Genomic DNA, 14554 nt, shown 5'->3' with positions numbered 1-14554 from the left:
GACGCGTCGGGGTGGACGGGGTCGTTCGCCGTGAGGCCTGGAGTGTGTGCGCGACGCGTCGGAGCCGGTGCGGCGGGGAGACCCGAGGGCACGTGCGATGCCCGCGCCCCGAGCCGCACCGCGTCCCGCGGTGCTCAGCGGTCGAGCATGGCCTCCTCGTAGTCCAGCTCGCGGAGCAGTTCGCGCATGGCGGACTCGTCGAGGCGGCCCATGTCGCGGAAGCGGACGAAGGTCTGCCGCTCGGCGTCGAGCATGGCGCGGCGCAGCCGGACGAACGCCACCGAGGGCGATTCGCCGATCTCCGCGGCGGGGCGCCCGAGGCGTTCCCAGGCGCCGTTGGAGCGTTGCTCGGCCCAGGAGCGGAGCTGGTCGGTGACGTGGCCGGGGGTCCGGTCGCCGTCGGTCGTGGTGAGCTCCTCGAGGCGGCTCAGTGCCTGCTCGGCGGCCGCCTGCTTGGCGGCGGCCTCCTTGAGGGTGTCGGCCTGGCCCCCGGTGTCGTAGACGTTGAGCCGCCGGATCACCCAGGGCAGGGAGAGGCCCTGGAGGAGCAGGGTCCCGACCGTCACCACGAAGGCGAGGAACACCACGATGTCGCGGCCGGGCATCGCCGGGTCGATCGTGAACGCCGCGGCCAGCGTCACCACCCCGCGCATGCCGGCCCAGGACAGGACCACGGGCACCCGGGCGGGCATCGCCGGACCGCGCGCCCGGACCTTCGGCAGGAGGCGCGGGAGGTAGATCGTCGGGAACATCCAGACGAAGCGGGCGAGGATCGTCGCCGCGAGGACGGCGACCGAGGCCCAGGCGATGACGCCGAAGGAGATCCGGAGGTCGGCGACGACGACCGCGAGCTGCAGCCCGATCAGGGCGAAGACGAGGGCCTCGAGCAGACGGTCGAGGGCCTTCCAGACGGCCTGGTCCTGGATGCGGGTCGCGAACCCGCCCTCGTTGGACCGGTGCCCGAGGTAGAGCCCCGCGATCACGACGGCGAGCACCCCGGAGGCGTGCAGGTCCTCCGCCAACAGGTAGATCGCGAACGGCACGACGAGCCCGACCGCGCTCTCCAGGGACGAGTCGCCCAGCCGCAGCCGCACGCGGTGGATCAGCCAGCCCGCGGCCGCGCCGAGGACGATGCCGCCCGCCGCGGCGAGGACGAACTCGCCGATGCCCTCCCACAGCGAGGCCCCGGTACCGAGGGCCACGGCCAGCAGCACCCGGAACAGCGTCAGGGCCGTCGCGTCGTTGAGCAGGCTCTCGCCCTCGAGCACGGTCATCATGCGGCGGTTCAGCCCGAGGCGGCGCCCGATCGACGCGGCGGCGACCGCGTCGGGCGGTGCCACGACCGCCCCGAGGACCAGCGCGCTCGCCAGCGGCAGACCCGGGACGACCAGCCACGCGACGAGACCCACGGCCACCGTCGTGAAGATGACCAGGCCGAAGGCGAGCTGGCCGATGCGGTTGAGGTTCTCCCGGATCCGCAGCGCGGACGACTCCAGCGCGGCCGAGTAGAGCAGCGGCGGGAGGACGAGGAAGAGGACGAGGTCGGGGTCCAGGGGGACGTTGGGGATGCCCGGGACGAAGGACAGCACGAGACCGACCAGCACGAGCAGCAGCGGGGAGGAGACGCGGAAGCGGTCGGCGAGGGCGGTGACCGCGAGCGAGACGACGAGGACGATGAGGAGGGCGAGGCCGTTCACGGGGTGGTGCTCCCTCGACGGTGGACGCTCACCGCGTAGCCGCCGCCCGTGAAGGGCTCGCGCCCGTCCCAGTCGGCGGTGCGGGTGAGCAGCTGCAGGCCGGCGCCGACGGCGGCCGTGTCGTAGGCGTGCAGGTCGGGGAACGGCACGCCGTCGGGAAGGGTGAAGGGGACGTGCCCGTCATCGAGCCCGAACCCGAGGACGAGCAGTCCGCCCGGGCGCAGGTGCGCCGCCAGCCGGGCGATCACGCGGGCGTGCGTGCCGGGGGTGAGCAGCGGCCACAGGTTGCCGGCGCCGACCACGAGGTCGAAGCGTCGACCGAGGTCGAGCGTCGCGAGGTCCCGCAGGTGCCACGGCAGGTGCGGGGCGGCGGTACGGGCCTCGTCGAGCATGGAGGCGTCGAGGTCGACCCCCTCGACGCGGTGTCCCAGCTCGGCGAGGTGGATCGCGACCCGACCCGTGCCGCACCCGGCGTCGAGGACGTCGGACGGCGTCCCGTCGAGCAGCGCGTGGACCCGCCGGGCCTCGCCGTGCAGGTCGGCGCCCTCGGCGGCCATCGTCGCGAAGCGCTCCGCGTAGCCGGGTCCGGCGGTCCCTCCGGTGACGACGAGCCAGGGGTTCTCGGGCACCGGCGCATGTTAGTGCCGGGGCGGGCGCAGCGACGGGGGAGCGGACCGGTCGAGGCGGTAGACGCGGTGGTCCGGCGGGTCGACGGGGTTGTCGGGGGACGCGAGCGCCGCGCCGACGAACCGGAACCCGGCCTTCTCCAGTGCCCGCGAGGAGGCCCGATTGCCCGTCGCGACGGGGACGAGCAGGCAGCCGGCGTCGGGGTGGGTGACGAAGGTGTCGGCGGCGAGGTCCCGGATCAGGGCGGTCCCGATGCCGTGCCCGACCTCAGCGGGGTCGCCGACGAGGTAGTCGATGGTCATGGCGTCGGTCGGTACGTCGATCTGTCCCGCGTACTCGGCGACCTCCTCCGGGTAGGCGTGCCAGAACGAACGCTGGCACAGGCCGAGCGGGCGCCCGTCGAGGTCCGCGACCAGGTCCTCGGCGGGCTCCTCGCCGCGCAGCGTCCGCCCGAAGTCCCGCTCCACCGCCGCCGGGCTCGGGTCGTGTGCCCACCACCGCGCGACGTGGGGCTCGGCCAGCCAGCGCCCGATCAGCGGGAAGTCGTCCCGCGCGACGCGCCGGAAGGTGATGGCCACGGCAGGCAGCCAACCCTTCCCGACGACGGGTCGCACCCGATTTCGTGGGTCGGGAACCGTGCGACGATGCGCGACGTCCGAGGAGGTGAGATGACCATGACCGCTGCCGGCCCCGCCTGGCCCCCGCACCCGCCCGATCACCTGATCGACCTGGCGGAGTGGGAGGCGCTGCCCGAGGACACGTCCGCGCGGTACGAGCTGGTGGAGGGGGTGATGGTCGTCAGCCCGCGCCCCTCGTACCGGCACCAGGAGTTGGTGTTCCGCCTGTGCCACCAGCTGCGGGAGCAGCTCCCCGACGGACTCACCGCCCTGCCGGAGGTCGAGCTGGTGATCGACGGTCGAGGGCCGGCGACCGTCCGGGTGCCGGACGTCGTCGTGGTCCCCGTCGAGCACGTCCCCGACCGGGCGCGTGGCGGTCCCGGGGACGTCGTCGCGGCCGTCGAGGTGCTCTCGCCCGGATCCCGGCGCACCGACCGCGTCGCGAAGCTCGCCGAGTACGCCGAGGCGGGCGTCGAGCACTACGTGATCGTCGACCCGGACGGGCCGATCGCGGAGTTCGCCCTCGTCGACGGGGCCTACCGGCTCGTCGCCGAGCACCGCGGGGCGGCGACGCTCGCACTCGGTCCGACGATCACGGTCTGAGCGCTCACACCATCCCCACATGCGCATCCGTGCATGTATCGTCCGGGTCATGGGGCACGACCACGGGCACGGACATGGCCACGGACATGGCCACGGACACGGGGCGGCGGCGGACGGCCGCCGGCTGACCGTCGCGCTCGGGATCACGGCCCTGGTGCTCGTGTCGGGCGCGGTCGGTGCCGCGATCACCGGGTCGCTGTCGCTGCTCGCCGACCTCGGGCACCAGGTCACCGACGTGGCGGCGCTGGTCATGGCCGTGGTCGCGGCGCGCCTGGCGCAGCGCCCGCCGAGTGCGCGCCGCACGTTCGGGCTCGGGCGCAGCGAGGTGCTCGGTGCCGCCGTCAACGCCCTGGCGCTGCTCGCGGTCACCGTGTGGGTCGCGGTCGAGGCGGTCGAACGCCTGCTGGCCGACGCCCCGCCCGAGGTCCCCGGGGTCGCGCTGCTGATCTTCGGTGCGGTCGGCCTCGTCGGGAACCTGATCTCGCTCGCCGTGCTCTCCGGCGGCAGCGGCTCGCTCAACGTCCGGGGGGCGGCGCTCCACGTGCTGGGCGACGCCCTCGGATCGGTCGCGGTGATGGTCGCCGCCGGCGTGCTGCTGCTGACCGGGTGGCCGTACGCCGACGTCGTGGCCTCTCTGGTGATCGTGGCGATCCTCGTGCCCCGCACCGTGGGGCTGCTCTCGACGACCGCCCACGTCCTGCTCGAGGGCGCGCCCCCGGGCGTGGACGTCGAGGAGGTCCGGGCCGCCCTGCTCGCGGTCCCCGGGGTGCGGGAGGTCCACGACCTGCACGTGTGGGTCATCTCCGACCGCACCCCGGCCGCGTCGGCCCATCTCGTCGTCGACGACGGCACCACCTCGCACTGCGAGGGCCGTGCCGACGACGGCAGCGTGCTCGACCGCGCCGCCGCCGCCCTGCGCGAGGAGTTCGGGCTCGATCACTCCACGTTGCAGATCGAGACGCCCGAGCACGCCGATCACGAGGAGCACTGTCCCTCGCCCCCCGTTCGAGTGGCCGTTAACGACCCTGTGACACCGCGGCAAAGCTGACCACATCGGGCTCACCCAGGCTTCACCGTGCGCCACCCGAGCGGGTCGGCCGGTACGAAGGGGTGGGCAGATGTCGCAGGACGTGCAGGCGCAGGCGGCGGCGCCCCCGGCGAAGGCCAACGAGACCCTCGAGGACTACACCCTCCGGTTCGCGCCGCGCAGTTACCGGAAATGGTCCACGGGCGTGGTCGCCACGTCGGCGCTGGGTGGCATCGCCTATCTGGCCGACTTCGCGATCGGCGCGAACATCGGCATCTCCTACGGCACCGTGAACGCGCTGTGGGGGATCGGCGTGTTCGCGGTCGTCATCTTCCTGTCCGGGTTCCCGCTGGCCTTCTACGCCGCGCGCTACAACCTCGACCTGGACCTCATCACCCGGGGCAGCGGCTTCGGCTACTACGGGTCCGTCGTCACGAACATCATCTTCGCGACGTTCACCTTCATCTTCTTCGCCCTCGAGGGCTCGATCATGGCGCAGGGCCTCGAACTGGGCCTGGGCCTGCCGCTGTGGGCGGGCTACGCGCTCTCGACGATCATCATCTTCCCGCTCGTGGTCTACGGGATGAGCCTGCTCTCGAAACTGCAGCTCTGGACGACGCCGCTGTGGCTGATCCTCATGGTCGCGCCGTTCGTCTACCTGCTGCTGAGCCACCCCGAGTCGGTGCAGACGTTCTTCGCCTACCAGGGTGAGGAGGGCCAGGGGGCCCCGTCGCTCGGTGCCGTCTTCCTCGCCGCCGGTGTGTGCCTCTCGCTGATCGCGCAGATCGCCGAGCAGATCGACTACCTGCGCTTCATGCCGCCGAAGACGCCCGAGAACTCGCGGCGCTGGTGGACCGCCGTCGTCCTCGCGGGACCGGGCTGGGTCATCTTCGGCGCCGCCAAGCAGGTGGTCGGGCTGTTCCTCGCGGTGTACCTGCTGGCGAACGTGGCGGGTGCGTCGGAGTTCGCCAACGAACCGGTGCGCCAGTTCGTCGTCATCTACAACGACATCCTGCCCGGCTGGCTCGCCCTCACCCTCGCGGTGATCCTCGTCGTCATCAGCCAGATCAAGATCAACGTGACCAACGCCTACTCCGGGTCGCTGGCATGGACGAACTCGTTCACCCGCGTCACCAAGTACTACCCGGGGCGGCTCGTGTTCCTCGGCGTCAACCTCGTGATCGCGCTGATCCTCATGGAAGCGAACATGTTCGACTTCCTGAACACGATCCTCGGCTTCTACGCGAACTGCGGCATGGCGTGGGTGGTCGTGGTCGCCACCGACATCGCGATCAACAAGTACGTCCTGGGGCTCTCGCCGAAGCAGCCCGAGTTCCGGCGCGGGATGATCTACGACGTCAACCCCGTCGGCTTCGTCTCGATGATCGTCTCGGCCGGCGTCTCGATCCTCGCGTTCTTCGGGGCGCTCGGCTCGACGCTCGCCTCGTACTCCCCGCTGGTCGCGATCGGGCTCGCGTTCGTGCTGCCGCCGATCCTCGCGATCGCGACGAAGGGCAAGTACTACCTGCGCCGTTCCGAGGACGGGATCGACTCGCCGATGCTCGACGAGCTCGGCAACCCCTCGGGCGAGACGCTGCACTGCCAGGTGTGCGACCAGGACTTCGAGCGCCCCGACATGACCGCCTCGGGCACCGGGACCGGCCACGTCTGCTCGCTGTGCCTGTCCACCGACCGCAGCGGGGACCACGTCCTGCCGGCCGCCCCGTAGTCTCGCCGCCACCCGACCGGGAGGAGCCCGAGGTGCTGCTGTCGCCCCACGAACAGGAGAAGCTGCTGCTGCACGTGGCGGCCAACCTCGCGAGGGAACGGCGGGGCCGCGGGCTCCGGCTCAACCATCCCGAGGCGGTCGCCCTGCTCAGCTCGTGGATCCTCGAGGGCGCGCGGGACGGCCGGTCGGTGGCCGAGCTCATGGCGGACGGACAGCACGTCCTGACCCGCGACGACGTCATGGAGGGCGTACCCGAGATGGTGCCCAGCGTGGCCGTGGAGGCGACGTTCCCGGACGGGACGAAGCTCGTCACCGTGCACGAGCCGATCCAGTGAGGCGAGCGGAGCGCGAGCGGAGCGACGGGGGCAGCGAGTGAGCGGGACGACCGACCAGGGACCCGGCGCGATCCTCCCCGGCGACGGCGACATCGTCGCGGGGGAGGGCGCGCGAACGCTCTCGCTGACCGTGACGAACACGGGCGACCGGCCGATCCAGGTCGGCTCGCACATGCACTTCGCGTCGACCAACCCGGCGCTCGCCTTCGACCGGGCGGCGGCGTCGGGCATGCGCCTCGCCATCCAGGCGGGCACCTCGGTGCGCTTCGAGCCCGGCGTCGAGAAGGACGTCGACCTCGTCGCGCTGGGCGGGCGGGGGTCGTTCCCCGGCGGGCGGCTGGACGTGGCCGACCCCGCCGGCACCGACCCGTCGTCGGGAAGGACGGGCAGTGGCTGGAGCGTCGGGCGCGACCGGTACGCGGCGCTCTTCGGCCCGACGACGGGTGACCGCGTCCGGTTGGCCGACACCGACCTGACCATCCGCGTCGAGGAGGACCGCTCGCGCGGTCCGCGGGGCGGGGACGAGGCGGTGTTCGGCGGCGGGAAGGTCATCCGCGAGTCGATGGGCCAGTCCCGGGCCACCCGCGCCGAGGGCGCGGCCGATCTGATCATCACCGGCGCGCTGGTGCTCGACCACTGGGGCGTGGTGAAGGCCGACGTCGGCGTGCGCGACGGGCGGATCGTCGGGCTCGGCAAGGCCGGCAACCCGGACACGATGGACGGGGTCTCCCCGGAGCTCGTGATCGGGCCGTCCACGGAAATCCTCGCCGGGAACGGCCTCATCCTGACGGCGGGTGGGGTCGACTGCCACGTCCACCTCATCAGCCCGCAGCAGATCCCGGAGGCGCTCGGCTCGGGCGTCACGACGTGGATCGCCGGTGGCACCGGGCCGGCGGAGGGCACGAAGGCGACGACGGTGACACCGGGCGCCTGGTGGCTCGCGCGTATGTTCACGGCCCTGGACTCCGTGCCGCTGAACGTCTCGCTGCTCGGCAAGGGCAACACGGTCGGGCTCGAGGCGATGCGCGAGCAGGTCGCCGCGGGCGCCTCCGGGTTCAAGGTCCACGAGGACTGGGGCGCGACCCCGGCGGCGATCGACGCCGCCCTGCGCGTGGCCGACGAGACGGGTGTCCAGGTCGCGCTGCACACCGACACGCTCAACGAGGCCGGCTACGTCGACTCGACCCTCGCCGCGATCGCCGGCCGGTCGATCCACGCGTACCACACCGAGGGGGCCGGGGGCGGGCACGCGCCGGACATCATCACCGTCGCCGGGCAGCCGCACGTGCTCCCGTCGTCGACCAACCCGACCCGCCCGCACACCGTGAACACCGTCGACGAGCACCTCGACATGCTCATGGTCTGCCACCACCTCTCGCCGTCGATCCCGGAGGACCTGGCGTTCGCCGAGTCGCGCATCCGGGCCTCGACGATCGCCGCGGAGGACCTGCTCCACGATCTCGGCGCGATCTCGATGATCGGCTCGGACTCGCAGGCGATGGGGCGGGTCGGCGAGGTCGTGCTGCGGACCTGGCACACGGCGCACGCGGCCAAGCGACGCGTCACGGGGCTGACCGGCGTGCAGGCCTCGGGCGACGACAACGAGCGCGCCCGGCGGTACGTCGCGAAGTACACGATCTGTCCTGCGGTGGCGCACGGGCTCGACGGTGAGGTCGGGTCGGTGGAGGTCGGGAAGCTCGCCGACCTCGTGCTCTGGGACCCGGCGTTCTTCGGCGTCCGGCCGAACGTCGTGGTCAAGGGCGGCATGATCGCGTGGGGCCGGATGGGCGACGCCAACGCCTCGATCCCGACCCCGCAGCCCGAGCTGTCCCGGCCGATGTTCGGTGCCATGGGGGCGGCCCCGGCGGCCTCCTCGGTCTTCTTCACGGCGCCCGGGGTGACCCCGCCCGACGTGGACGTGGCGCGCCGCTTCGTGCCCGTGCGCTCGACCCGGGCGGTGGCCAAGGCCGACATGCCGCAGAACGACGCGACACCGGACATCCGGGTCGATCCGGAGACGTTCACGGTGACGATCGACGGCTCGGTGGTCGACCCCGACCCGGTGCGCGAACTGCCGATGGCGCAGCGGTACTTCCTGTTCTAGGAGGTGGCTTCGCCCGTGAGTACTTTTCCGTGTCAGGACACGGAGACGTACTCACAGGGCGGGAGGTCACCTGCATGGCGGTCACGCACTCCATCACGGACAGCCCGCTCGGGCCGTTGACGCTGCGCGCCGACGACGGGGTGCTGTCCGGGCTGTTCATGACCGACCACCGGCACGGACCGTCCGTCGAGAAGCTGGGGGAGCGGGTCGACGACGCGGCGCCCGCTGCCCGGGAGGAGCTCGCCGCCTACTTCGCCGGGGAGCTGCGCGCGTTCACCGTGGACGTGGTGCTGCGCGGCACGGAGTTCCAGTCCCGGGTGTGGGCCGGCCTGCGCACGATCCCCTTCGGCGAGACCTGGACCTACGGAGAGCTCGCGGAGGCGATCGGAGCGCCGACGGCCGTCCGCGCGGTGGGCCTCGCGAACGGGAAGAACCCGGTCAGCATCGTCGTGCCGTGCCACCGCGTGATCGGGGCGAGCGGGTCGCTCACCGGCTACGGCGGGGGCATGGAGCGCAAGCGGGCGCTGCTCGACCTCGAGGGCCTCGGGGCGCCGACGCTGTTCGGCTGAGTGCCGCCCGGCGTCCGGAGCATCGCGCTCCGCCGTGATGCCGACCACTTTGCCATCGCCTAACCTTCACCGCCCGGACGGATCTTCTGTCCGGATCGGGGGGAGGGACGACAGATGACCGATCCGATGGACGCGTCACGCAGTCGCCATGGGGGCTCGGAGCGCGAGGGGCAGCAGGCCTGGAGGCCGTCGAGCGACGCCGGAGCAGCCGGGCCCGATCACGACGGCCCGCAGCAGGGCTACGGCGGACGACACGGCTCCGGCGACCACGGGCAGCAGGGGTACGGCCAGCAGCAGGGCTATGGCCAGCAGGGCTATGGCCAGCAGGGCTATGGCCAGCAGGGCTATGGCCAGCAGGGCTATGGCCAGCAGGGCTATGGCCAGCAGGGCTACGGCCAGCAGGGCTACGGCCAGCAGGGCTACGGCCAGCAGGGCTACGGCCAGCACACCTTCGGCCAGCAGCAGGGGTACGGCCAGTACGGCCAGCAGCAGGGCTTCGGGGCACCGGCCGGATACGGGTCCGGTCCCGCAAGCGGACCGGCTCCCGCTGCGACGCCCGCGGCACCCACGTCGAGTGGCGGCAACGGGCTCGCGACGGCCGGCTTCGTCGTCGGGCTGATCGGATTGATCCTCTCCTTCATCCCCTTCATCGGGGTGATCGCGTGGCCGCTGGTGATCATCGGTCTGATTCTCGCCGGTATCGGCCTGGTCCGTTCTCGCTCCCGCGGCGGACGCGGGATGTCGATCGCGGGGCTCGTCGTCTCGGCACTCGGTCTGTTGATCTGCATCATCTATGCCGCCGCCTTCACGAGCGCCGTGAACGACCTCGCACCGGTCGCGGGTTCGCCGAACGTGTCGGCACCGGCGAGCGGGTCGGAGGCCCCGGCGAGCAACACCGCGGCGTTCGGCACGCCGATCTCGTATCCCAACGGCCTCCAGGTCACTGTGGCAGCGCCGACGGCCTTCTCGCCGTCGTCCTCGGCCGCGGGCGCGGACGGCGTCAAGAACGTCCAGGTCAAGGTCACCATCCAGAACGGCACGAACGAGGTCTTCCAGCCCGCCACGGCGATCACCAGTGCGTCGGTCGGTGGCCAGGAGGCGACCTCGATCGTCGACATCCCCAAGAAGATCGGCCTCCCGCCGAGCACGTCGGTCCAGCCGGGGAAGAGCACGACGTACACCGTCGGGTTCAGCGTGCCCGTCGAGACCGGTGACCTCCAGGTCGACGTGCGCCCCGGGTTCGTCCTCGAAGCCGCGACCTTCACCGGCCCTCTGCCGTAGGCGCGACTGAGTCTCCTGCCGGTAACACGCCGGCCCTAGGGTGGGGCGGTGCTCGCCCCGGACCTCTGGCTGCTCGCCGACTCGCGGCTGCCGACCGGCGGGCACGCCCACTCCGGCGGCATCGAGGCGGCGGTGCGCCGCGGTCTCGTCCGCGCTCCGGACGACGTCGCGGCCTGGCTCGCCGGCCGGGTCCCGACGACGGGTCTGGTGACGGCGGCCGCGGCGGCCGCGGCCTGCGCGCTGGTGGCCGACCGCCCGGAGCCCGACTGGACGCCGTGGGACGCCGCGCTGTCGGCGCGGACCCCGGTGGCGGCGCTGCGCGAGGTGTCGCGCCAACAGGGGCGGGCGATGCTCCGCACGGTGCGCGCCGCCTGGCCGACGGCCGCCGTCGACCGGCTCGGGACCCGACCGCACCAGGCCCTCGTGCTCGGCGTCACCGTCGCCGCAGCGGGCGGCGCCCCGCACGACGCGGCCGCGCTCGCCGTCCACCACCTCGTCGGGCAGGTGTGCTCGGCCGCGGTGCGGCTCCTCGGGCTCGACCCGCTCGCCCTCGCCGGAGTTCACGCCCGCGCCCTGGCCGAGCACGGACCCGTCGTCGGGAAGGCCTCCGACGCGGGGACGGCGGCCGCGCTCGCGGACGACCCCGATCTGCTGCCCACGGCGACGATACCGTTGCCGGAGGTGCTCGCCGTCCTGCACGTCCGATCCGAGGGAGCTCTCTTTGCTTCATAGACTCGACGAACTCGACCTGTCCGGGGGTGCGCACGACCACCCCAAGCCGGGTCGTGCGGTGCGCATCGGGATCGGCGGGCCGGTGGGGTGCGGCAAGACGGCGCTGGTCGCGGCGCTGTGCCGGGTGCTGCGTGACGAGCTCTCGCTCGCGGTCGTCACCAACGACATCTACACGACCGAGGACGCCGACTTCCTGCGCCGCGAGGCCGTGCTCGACGCCGACCGGATCGCCGCCGTCCGCACCGGCTGCTGCCCGCACACGGCGATCCGGGACGACGTCACCGCGAACCTCGACGCCGTCGAGGACCTCGTGGAGCGGTTCGATCCCGACCTGGTGCTCGTCGAGTCCGGCGGGGACAACCTCACCGCGACCTTCAGCTACGGGCTGATCGACCGCCAGATCTTCGTCATCGACACCGCCGGCGGCGACGACGTGCCGCGCAAGGGCGGGCCGGGCGTGGCGGGCGCCGACCTCCTGGTGATCAACAAGGTGGACCTCGGCCCGCTGGTCGGCGCGGACACCGAGCGGATGGCCGCCGACGCCGCGCGCGTCCGCGACGGGAAGCCGACCGCCCTGGTCAGCGTGCGCACCGCTCCGATCCCGGAGGTGGTGGACTGGGTGCGCGCCCAGGTCCGGGTCACCGCGTGACCACGTCGGTCGCGTCGGCGGCACGGCTGTCGGTCCTCGACGGGCGGGTGCGCTGGGCGTCGTCGCCGCCGGTGGTGCTGCGCCGGACCGGGGTGCGTCAGGTCCACGTGGTCGCCGTCGGCGGTGGGCCACTCGGCGGTGACCGGTTGGCGCTCGCGATCGACCTGGGCCCGGGGGAGCGCCTCACCGTGCACTCGGCCGCGGCCACCGTGGTGCAGCCGGGCCGGGAGGCGGGGACGGAGGCGTCGTTCGCGGTCGACGTGCGGCTCGGGGCCGGGGCGGAGTTCGCGTGGCTGCCGGAGCCGACGGTGGTCTGCGACGGCGCCGTGTGGGCGCCGTCGGTGCGGATCGAGGCGGCGGCCGGGGCGGTGGCGCGCGTGGTGGAGCAGGTGGTGCTCGGGCGCGCCGGACAGTCCGGCGGCCGCTGCTCCTCGTCGGTGCGCGCGTCGGTCGAGGGGCGGCCGTTGCTCGCGACGACGACCGTCCTGGACGGTGCGGACCCGGCGCTCACCGGGATCGGCGGGACCGCCGATGCGCGATCCGTCGGCACGGTGGTGCGGGTGGGGGAGCCGGGCGACGCCGAGGACGGTGGTGCGGACGACGACGTGGTCTGGGCGCAGACCCCGCTCGCCGGCCCCGGCTCGATGGTGTCGGCGGTCGGGACGGTGCGCGGCGTCGCTCGGGTGCTCGCGGCGTATGGGGAGCCGGACGTGCGGGTGTCGGCGGGCTAGCCTGCCGGCCGTGCCGCGAGGGTGACATCAGGCAGGTTCGCGGGCTCCCGGGGCTGCCTGGCGTGCACCTCGCGGGCGGATCGGCCCGGCCGGGGCCGGTTGTCCCGGTTCTTCGTGCCGGCCGTGCCGCGAGGGTGACATCAGGCAGGTTCGCGGGCTCCCAGGGCTGCCTGGCGTGCACCTCGCGGTCGCGGATCGGGTCAGTTGTCCCGGTTCTCCGTGCCGGCCCCGTCGGCCGACCCGTCGGTGACCGGTTCGAACCACCCCGCCACCGGGGTGCTCGACGACCGCGTTCGCGGCGCGCGCGACTCCTGCGGCTCGACCGGCGTGCCGCCCACGGCCTCGTCGGCGATCTCCGGGAGCGGCGCCGACGGGCTGAACAGGTCCGAGCCGCCCGCAGGCGTCGGGGTGGGGCGCGGCGACCGCATCGTGCCGGCGAGCCCCGGGTGGCTCGCGGGACCGCCCGTCGAGGGTTCCGACGGCTGCTCCTCTGCGGGCCCGCGGGTGTCGACCGCCGACTCCGGGGTGGGCGTCGGCCAGGGCGACGGCCGCACCGCAGGCTGGGGAGCGGACGGCGGCGTCGACGCGCTCGGGCCCTCGGGCGACGGCCTTACTGCGGGCTGGGGAGCGGACGGCGGCGTCGACGCGCTCGGGCCCTCAGGAGTAGGCCGTACCGCGGGCTGCGGACCGGACGCCGGGGTCGTCGACCCGTTCGCGGTCGGCGACGGACGGACGGCAGGCTGCGGGGCGGACGCCGGGCCGGTGGGGGCAGCTCCGTCAGCGGGCGAGGACGTGCCGGGGTCGGCGTCCGCGCTGGTCGGGGTGCCGCCCACGGCCGCCTCGTCGACGTCGACCGCTGCTGCGGCGGCGACACCGTCGGCTGCGCGGGCGGCATCCGGCCCGGGCGTGAGGTCGGCGGCGGCCTCGGAGGACTCGGAGGACGCGTCCGGACCGGTCGGGGTGCCGCCGACGGCGGACTCGTCGACGCCGGACGGCCCGGGGTCGGGCTGCGCAGGTCCGGCAGGTCCGGCAGGCACGACGGGTGCAGCGACCTCGGCAGGCGACGCCGGCGCCGCGGCGTCGTCGGGCCCGGGGCCGGTGGGGGTGCCGCCGACGGCGGACTCGTCCACCCCGGCGGGCCCCGGATCGGGCTGCTCGGCCGTGGCGTCACCAGCCGGCGCCGCCGGGCCCGCGGACGGGGCGCGGACCACCGGCACGGCCTCGGTCGGCAGGTCCGCGGTGTGCGCCGGGACGGGCGGCGCGGCGAAGGGCCCCGACCCCGTGGCGGCGGCTGCCGCACCCACCCCCGCGACCCCGGCCGCGCCGGCGGCGAGCCCCGCCGTCTGCGGGGAGAGCCGCACCCCGGCCTGGGCGACCACCTGCTGGCCGTGCTCGTCGAGCAGCGCGTGTCGTCCGGTGGGCGCGTCGTCGGCGAACGGCTCGAAGGCGTTGCCCGGGGGCGGGGTGGGCACGGCGGCGGTCGGCGCGTCGGCGCCCGCCGCGGCGGGCAGACGCCGGAACAGCGCCGTGAGGATCAGCACCCACGAGATCACGGTGAGGGCCGCGACGACCAGGGAGATCACGGTGGCGACGGTGATGGCCGTCTGCGGGTCCCCGCCGCCCTCCACGATCGACGACGGGATCACGTTGATGAGGGCGCCCGCGACGATCGCGACGAGCTGGAGCGCGAGGCCCCAGACGGCCGGCGTCGCCACGTCGGGCTGCACCCGACGGCGCTGCACGGCCAGGACGAGGCCCACGACGACGGCGACGCCCGCCGGCAGGAAGGCGAACGCGAAGCGCAGACCGGACTCGACCATGCGCCGAATCTAACGAATGGGTACGACACCCAC

Annotated in this window: 14 protein-coding genes; 10 read left to right on the top strand and 4 right to left on the bottom strand. The window is 73.7% G+C overall.

What is annotated here, in order from left to right; genetic code table 11:
* Positions 1–134: 134 nt before the first annotated feature.
* From QSK00_RS17505 to QSK00_RS17495, 3 genes are read right to left on the bottom strand one after another with little or no spacing between them, the layout of a single operon-like run.
* Entirely contained in the window at positions 135–1697 is a 1563-nt protein-coding gene (locus QSK00_RS17505) for a Na+/H+ antiporter (protein ID WP_285592435.1), read from the bottom strand.
* A complete protein-coding gene (locus QSK00_RS17500) occupies positions 1694–2326 on the bottom strand; it encodes a class I SAM-dependent methyltransferase (protein WP_285592434.1) in 633 nt (210 codons plus the stop codon). The genes QSK00_RS17505 and QSK00_RS17500 overlap by 4 nt, the downstream gene beginning before the upstream one ends.
* A gap of 9 nt (positions 2327–2335) precedes the next feature.
* A complete protein-coding gene (locus QSK00_RS17495; protein WP_285592433.1) occupies positions 2336–2902 on the bottom strand; it encodes a GNAT family N-acetyltransferase in 567 nt (188 codons plus the stop codon).
* 90 nt (positions 2903–2992) lie between these two features.
* Between QSK00_RS17495 and QSK00_RS17490 the strand changes: the two genes are divergently transcribed.
* The 10 genes from QSK00_RS17490 (at position 2993) to QSK00_RS17445 (ending at position 12701) form a co-directional block, all read left to right on the top strand.
* Positions 2993–3544 (top strand): Uma2 family endonuclease, encoded by a 552-nt coding sequence (locus QSK00_RS17490; RefSeq protein ID WP_285592432.1) that lies wholly within the window; start codon positions 2993–2995, stop codon positions 3542–3544.
* A 49-nt stretch (positions 3545–3593) separates the two neighbouring features.
* Positions 3594–4592 (top strand): cation diffusion facilitator family transporter, encoded by a 999-nt coding sequence (locus tag QSK00_RS17485; RefSeq protein WP_285592431.1) that lies wholly within the window; start codon positions 3594–3596, stop codon positions 4590–4592.
* A gap of 70 nt (positions 4593–4662) precedes the next feature.
* Positions 4663–6300, top strand: coding sequence for a purine-cytosine permease family protein (locus tag QSK00_RS17480; RefSeq protein WP_285592430.1), 1638 nt, complete (start codon positions 4663–4665; stop codon positions 6298–6300).
* Positions 6301–6332: 32 nt separating this feature from the next.
* A complete protein-coding gene (locus QSK00_RS17475) occupies positions 6333–6635 on the top strand; it encodes an urease subunit gamma (RefSeq protein ID WP_018331582.1) in 303 nt (100 codons plus the stop codon).
* A 37-nt stretch (positions 6636–6672) separates the two neighbouring features.
* Entirely contained in the window at positions 6673–8739 is a 2067-nt protein-coding gene (locus tag QSK00_RS17470; protein WP_285592429.1) for an urease subunit alpha, read from the top strand.
* A 74-nt stretch (positions 8740–8813) separates the two neighbouring features.
* Positions 8814–9308 carry a methylated-DNA--[protein]-cysteine S-methyltransferase gene (locus tag QSK00_RS17465; protein WP_285592428.1) on the top strand — a complete coding sequence of 165 codons (495 nt, stop codon included), beginning with the start codon at positions 8814–8816 and terminating at the stop codon, positions 9306–9308.
* A 114-nt stretch (positions 9309–9422) separates the two neighbouring features.
* Positions 9423–10589 (top strand): DUF4190 domain-containing protein, encoded by a 1167-nt coding sequence (locus tag QSK00_RS17460; protein ID WP_285592427.1) that lies wholly within the window; start codon positions 9423–9425, stop codon positions 10587–10589.
* A gap of 48 nt (positions 10590–10637) precedes the next feature.
* Entirely contained in the window at positions 10638–11321 is a 684-nt protein-coding gene (locus QSK00_RS17455) for an urease accessory protein UreF (protein ID WP_285592426.1), read from the top strand.
* Positions 11311–11970 carry an urease accessory protein UreG gene (gene ureG / locus QSK00_RS17450; protein ID WP_285592425.1) on the top strand — a complete coding sequence of 220 codons (660 nt, stop codon included), beginning with the start codon at positions 11311–11313 and terminating at the stop codon, positions 11968–11970. The genes QSK00_RS17455 and ureG overlap by 11 nt, the downstream gene beginning before the upstream one ends.
* Complete coding sequence (locus QSK00_RS17445) at positions 11967–12701, top strand: urease accessory protein UreD (protein WP_285592424.1); 735 nt, start codon at positions 11967–11969, stop codon at positions 12699–12701. Before ureG ends, QSK00_RS17445 begins: the two co-directional genes overlap by 4 nt.
* 200 nt (positions 12702–12901) lie before the next feature.
* On the opposite strand, the gene QSK00_RS17440 is transcribed toward QSK00_RS17445, so the two are convergent.
* Positions 12902–14521 (bottom strand): hypothetical protein, encoded by a 1620-nt coding sequence (locus tag QSK00_RS17440; RefSeq protein WP_285592423.1) that lies wholly within the window; start codon positions 14519–14521, stop codon positions 12902–12904.
* Between the last annotated feature and the right edge of the window lie 33 nt (positions 14522–14554).

It is taken from the genome of Actinomycetospora sp. NBRC 106378, from assembly GCF_030269685.1.
Taxonomy (GTDB): Bacteria; Actinomycetota; Actinomycetes; order Mycobacteriales; family Pseudonocardiaceae; genus Actinomycetospora.
The sequence above is the reverse complement of the archived record's forward strand: the minus strand, read 5'-3'. Positions and strand labels throughout refer to the sequence as shown.

Excerpts from the sequence above, each read along its gene's own strand:
- QSK00_RS17490 (WP_285592432.1), top strand. The coding sequence starts at position 2,993 with ATGACCATGACCGCTGCCGGCCCCGCCTGGCCCCCGCACCCGCCCGAT.
- QSK00_RS17485 (WP_285592431.1), top strand. The coding sequence starts at position 3,594 with ATGGGGCACGACCACGGGCACGGACATGGCCACGGACATGGCCACGGA.
- QSK00_RS17480 (WP_285592430.1), top strand. The coding sequence starts at position 4,663 with ATGTCGCAGGACGTGCAGGCGCAGGCGGCGGCGCCCCCGGCGAAGGCC.
- QSK00_RS17465 (WP_285592428.1), top strand. The coding sequence starts at position 8,814 with ATGGCGGTCACGCACTCCATCACGGACAGCCCGCTCGGGCCGTTGACG.
- QSK00_RS17460 (WP_285592427.1), top strand. The coding sequence starts at position 9,423 with ATGACCGATCCGATGGACGCGTCACGCAGTCGCCATGGGGGCTCGGAG.
- QSK00_RS17440 (WP_285592423.1), bottom strand. The coding sequence starts at position 14,521 with ATGGTCGAGTCCGGTCTGCGCTTCGCGTTCGCCTTCCTGCCGGCGGGC.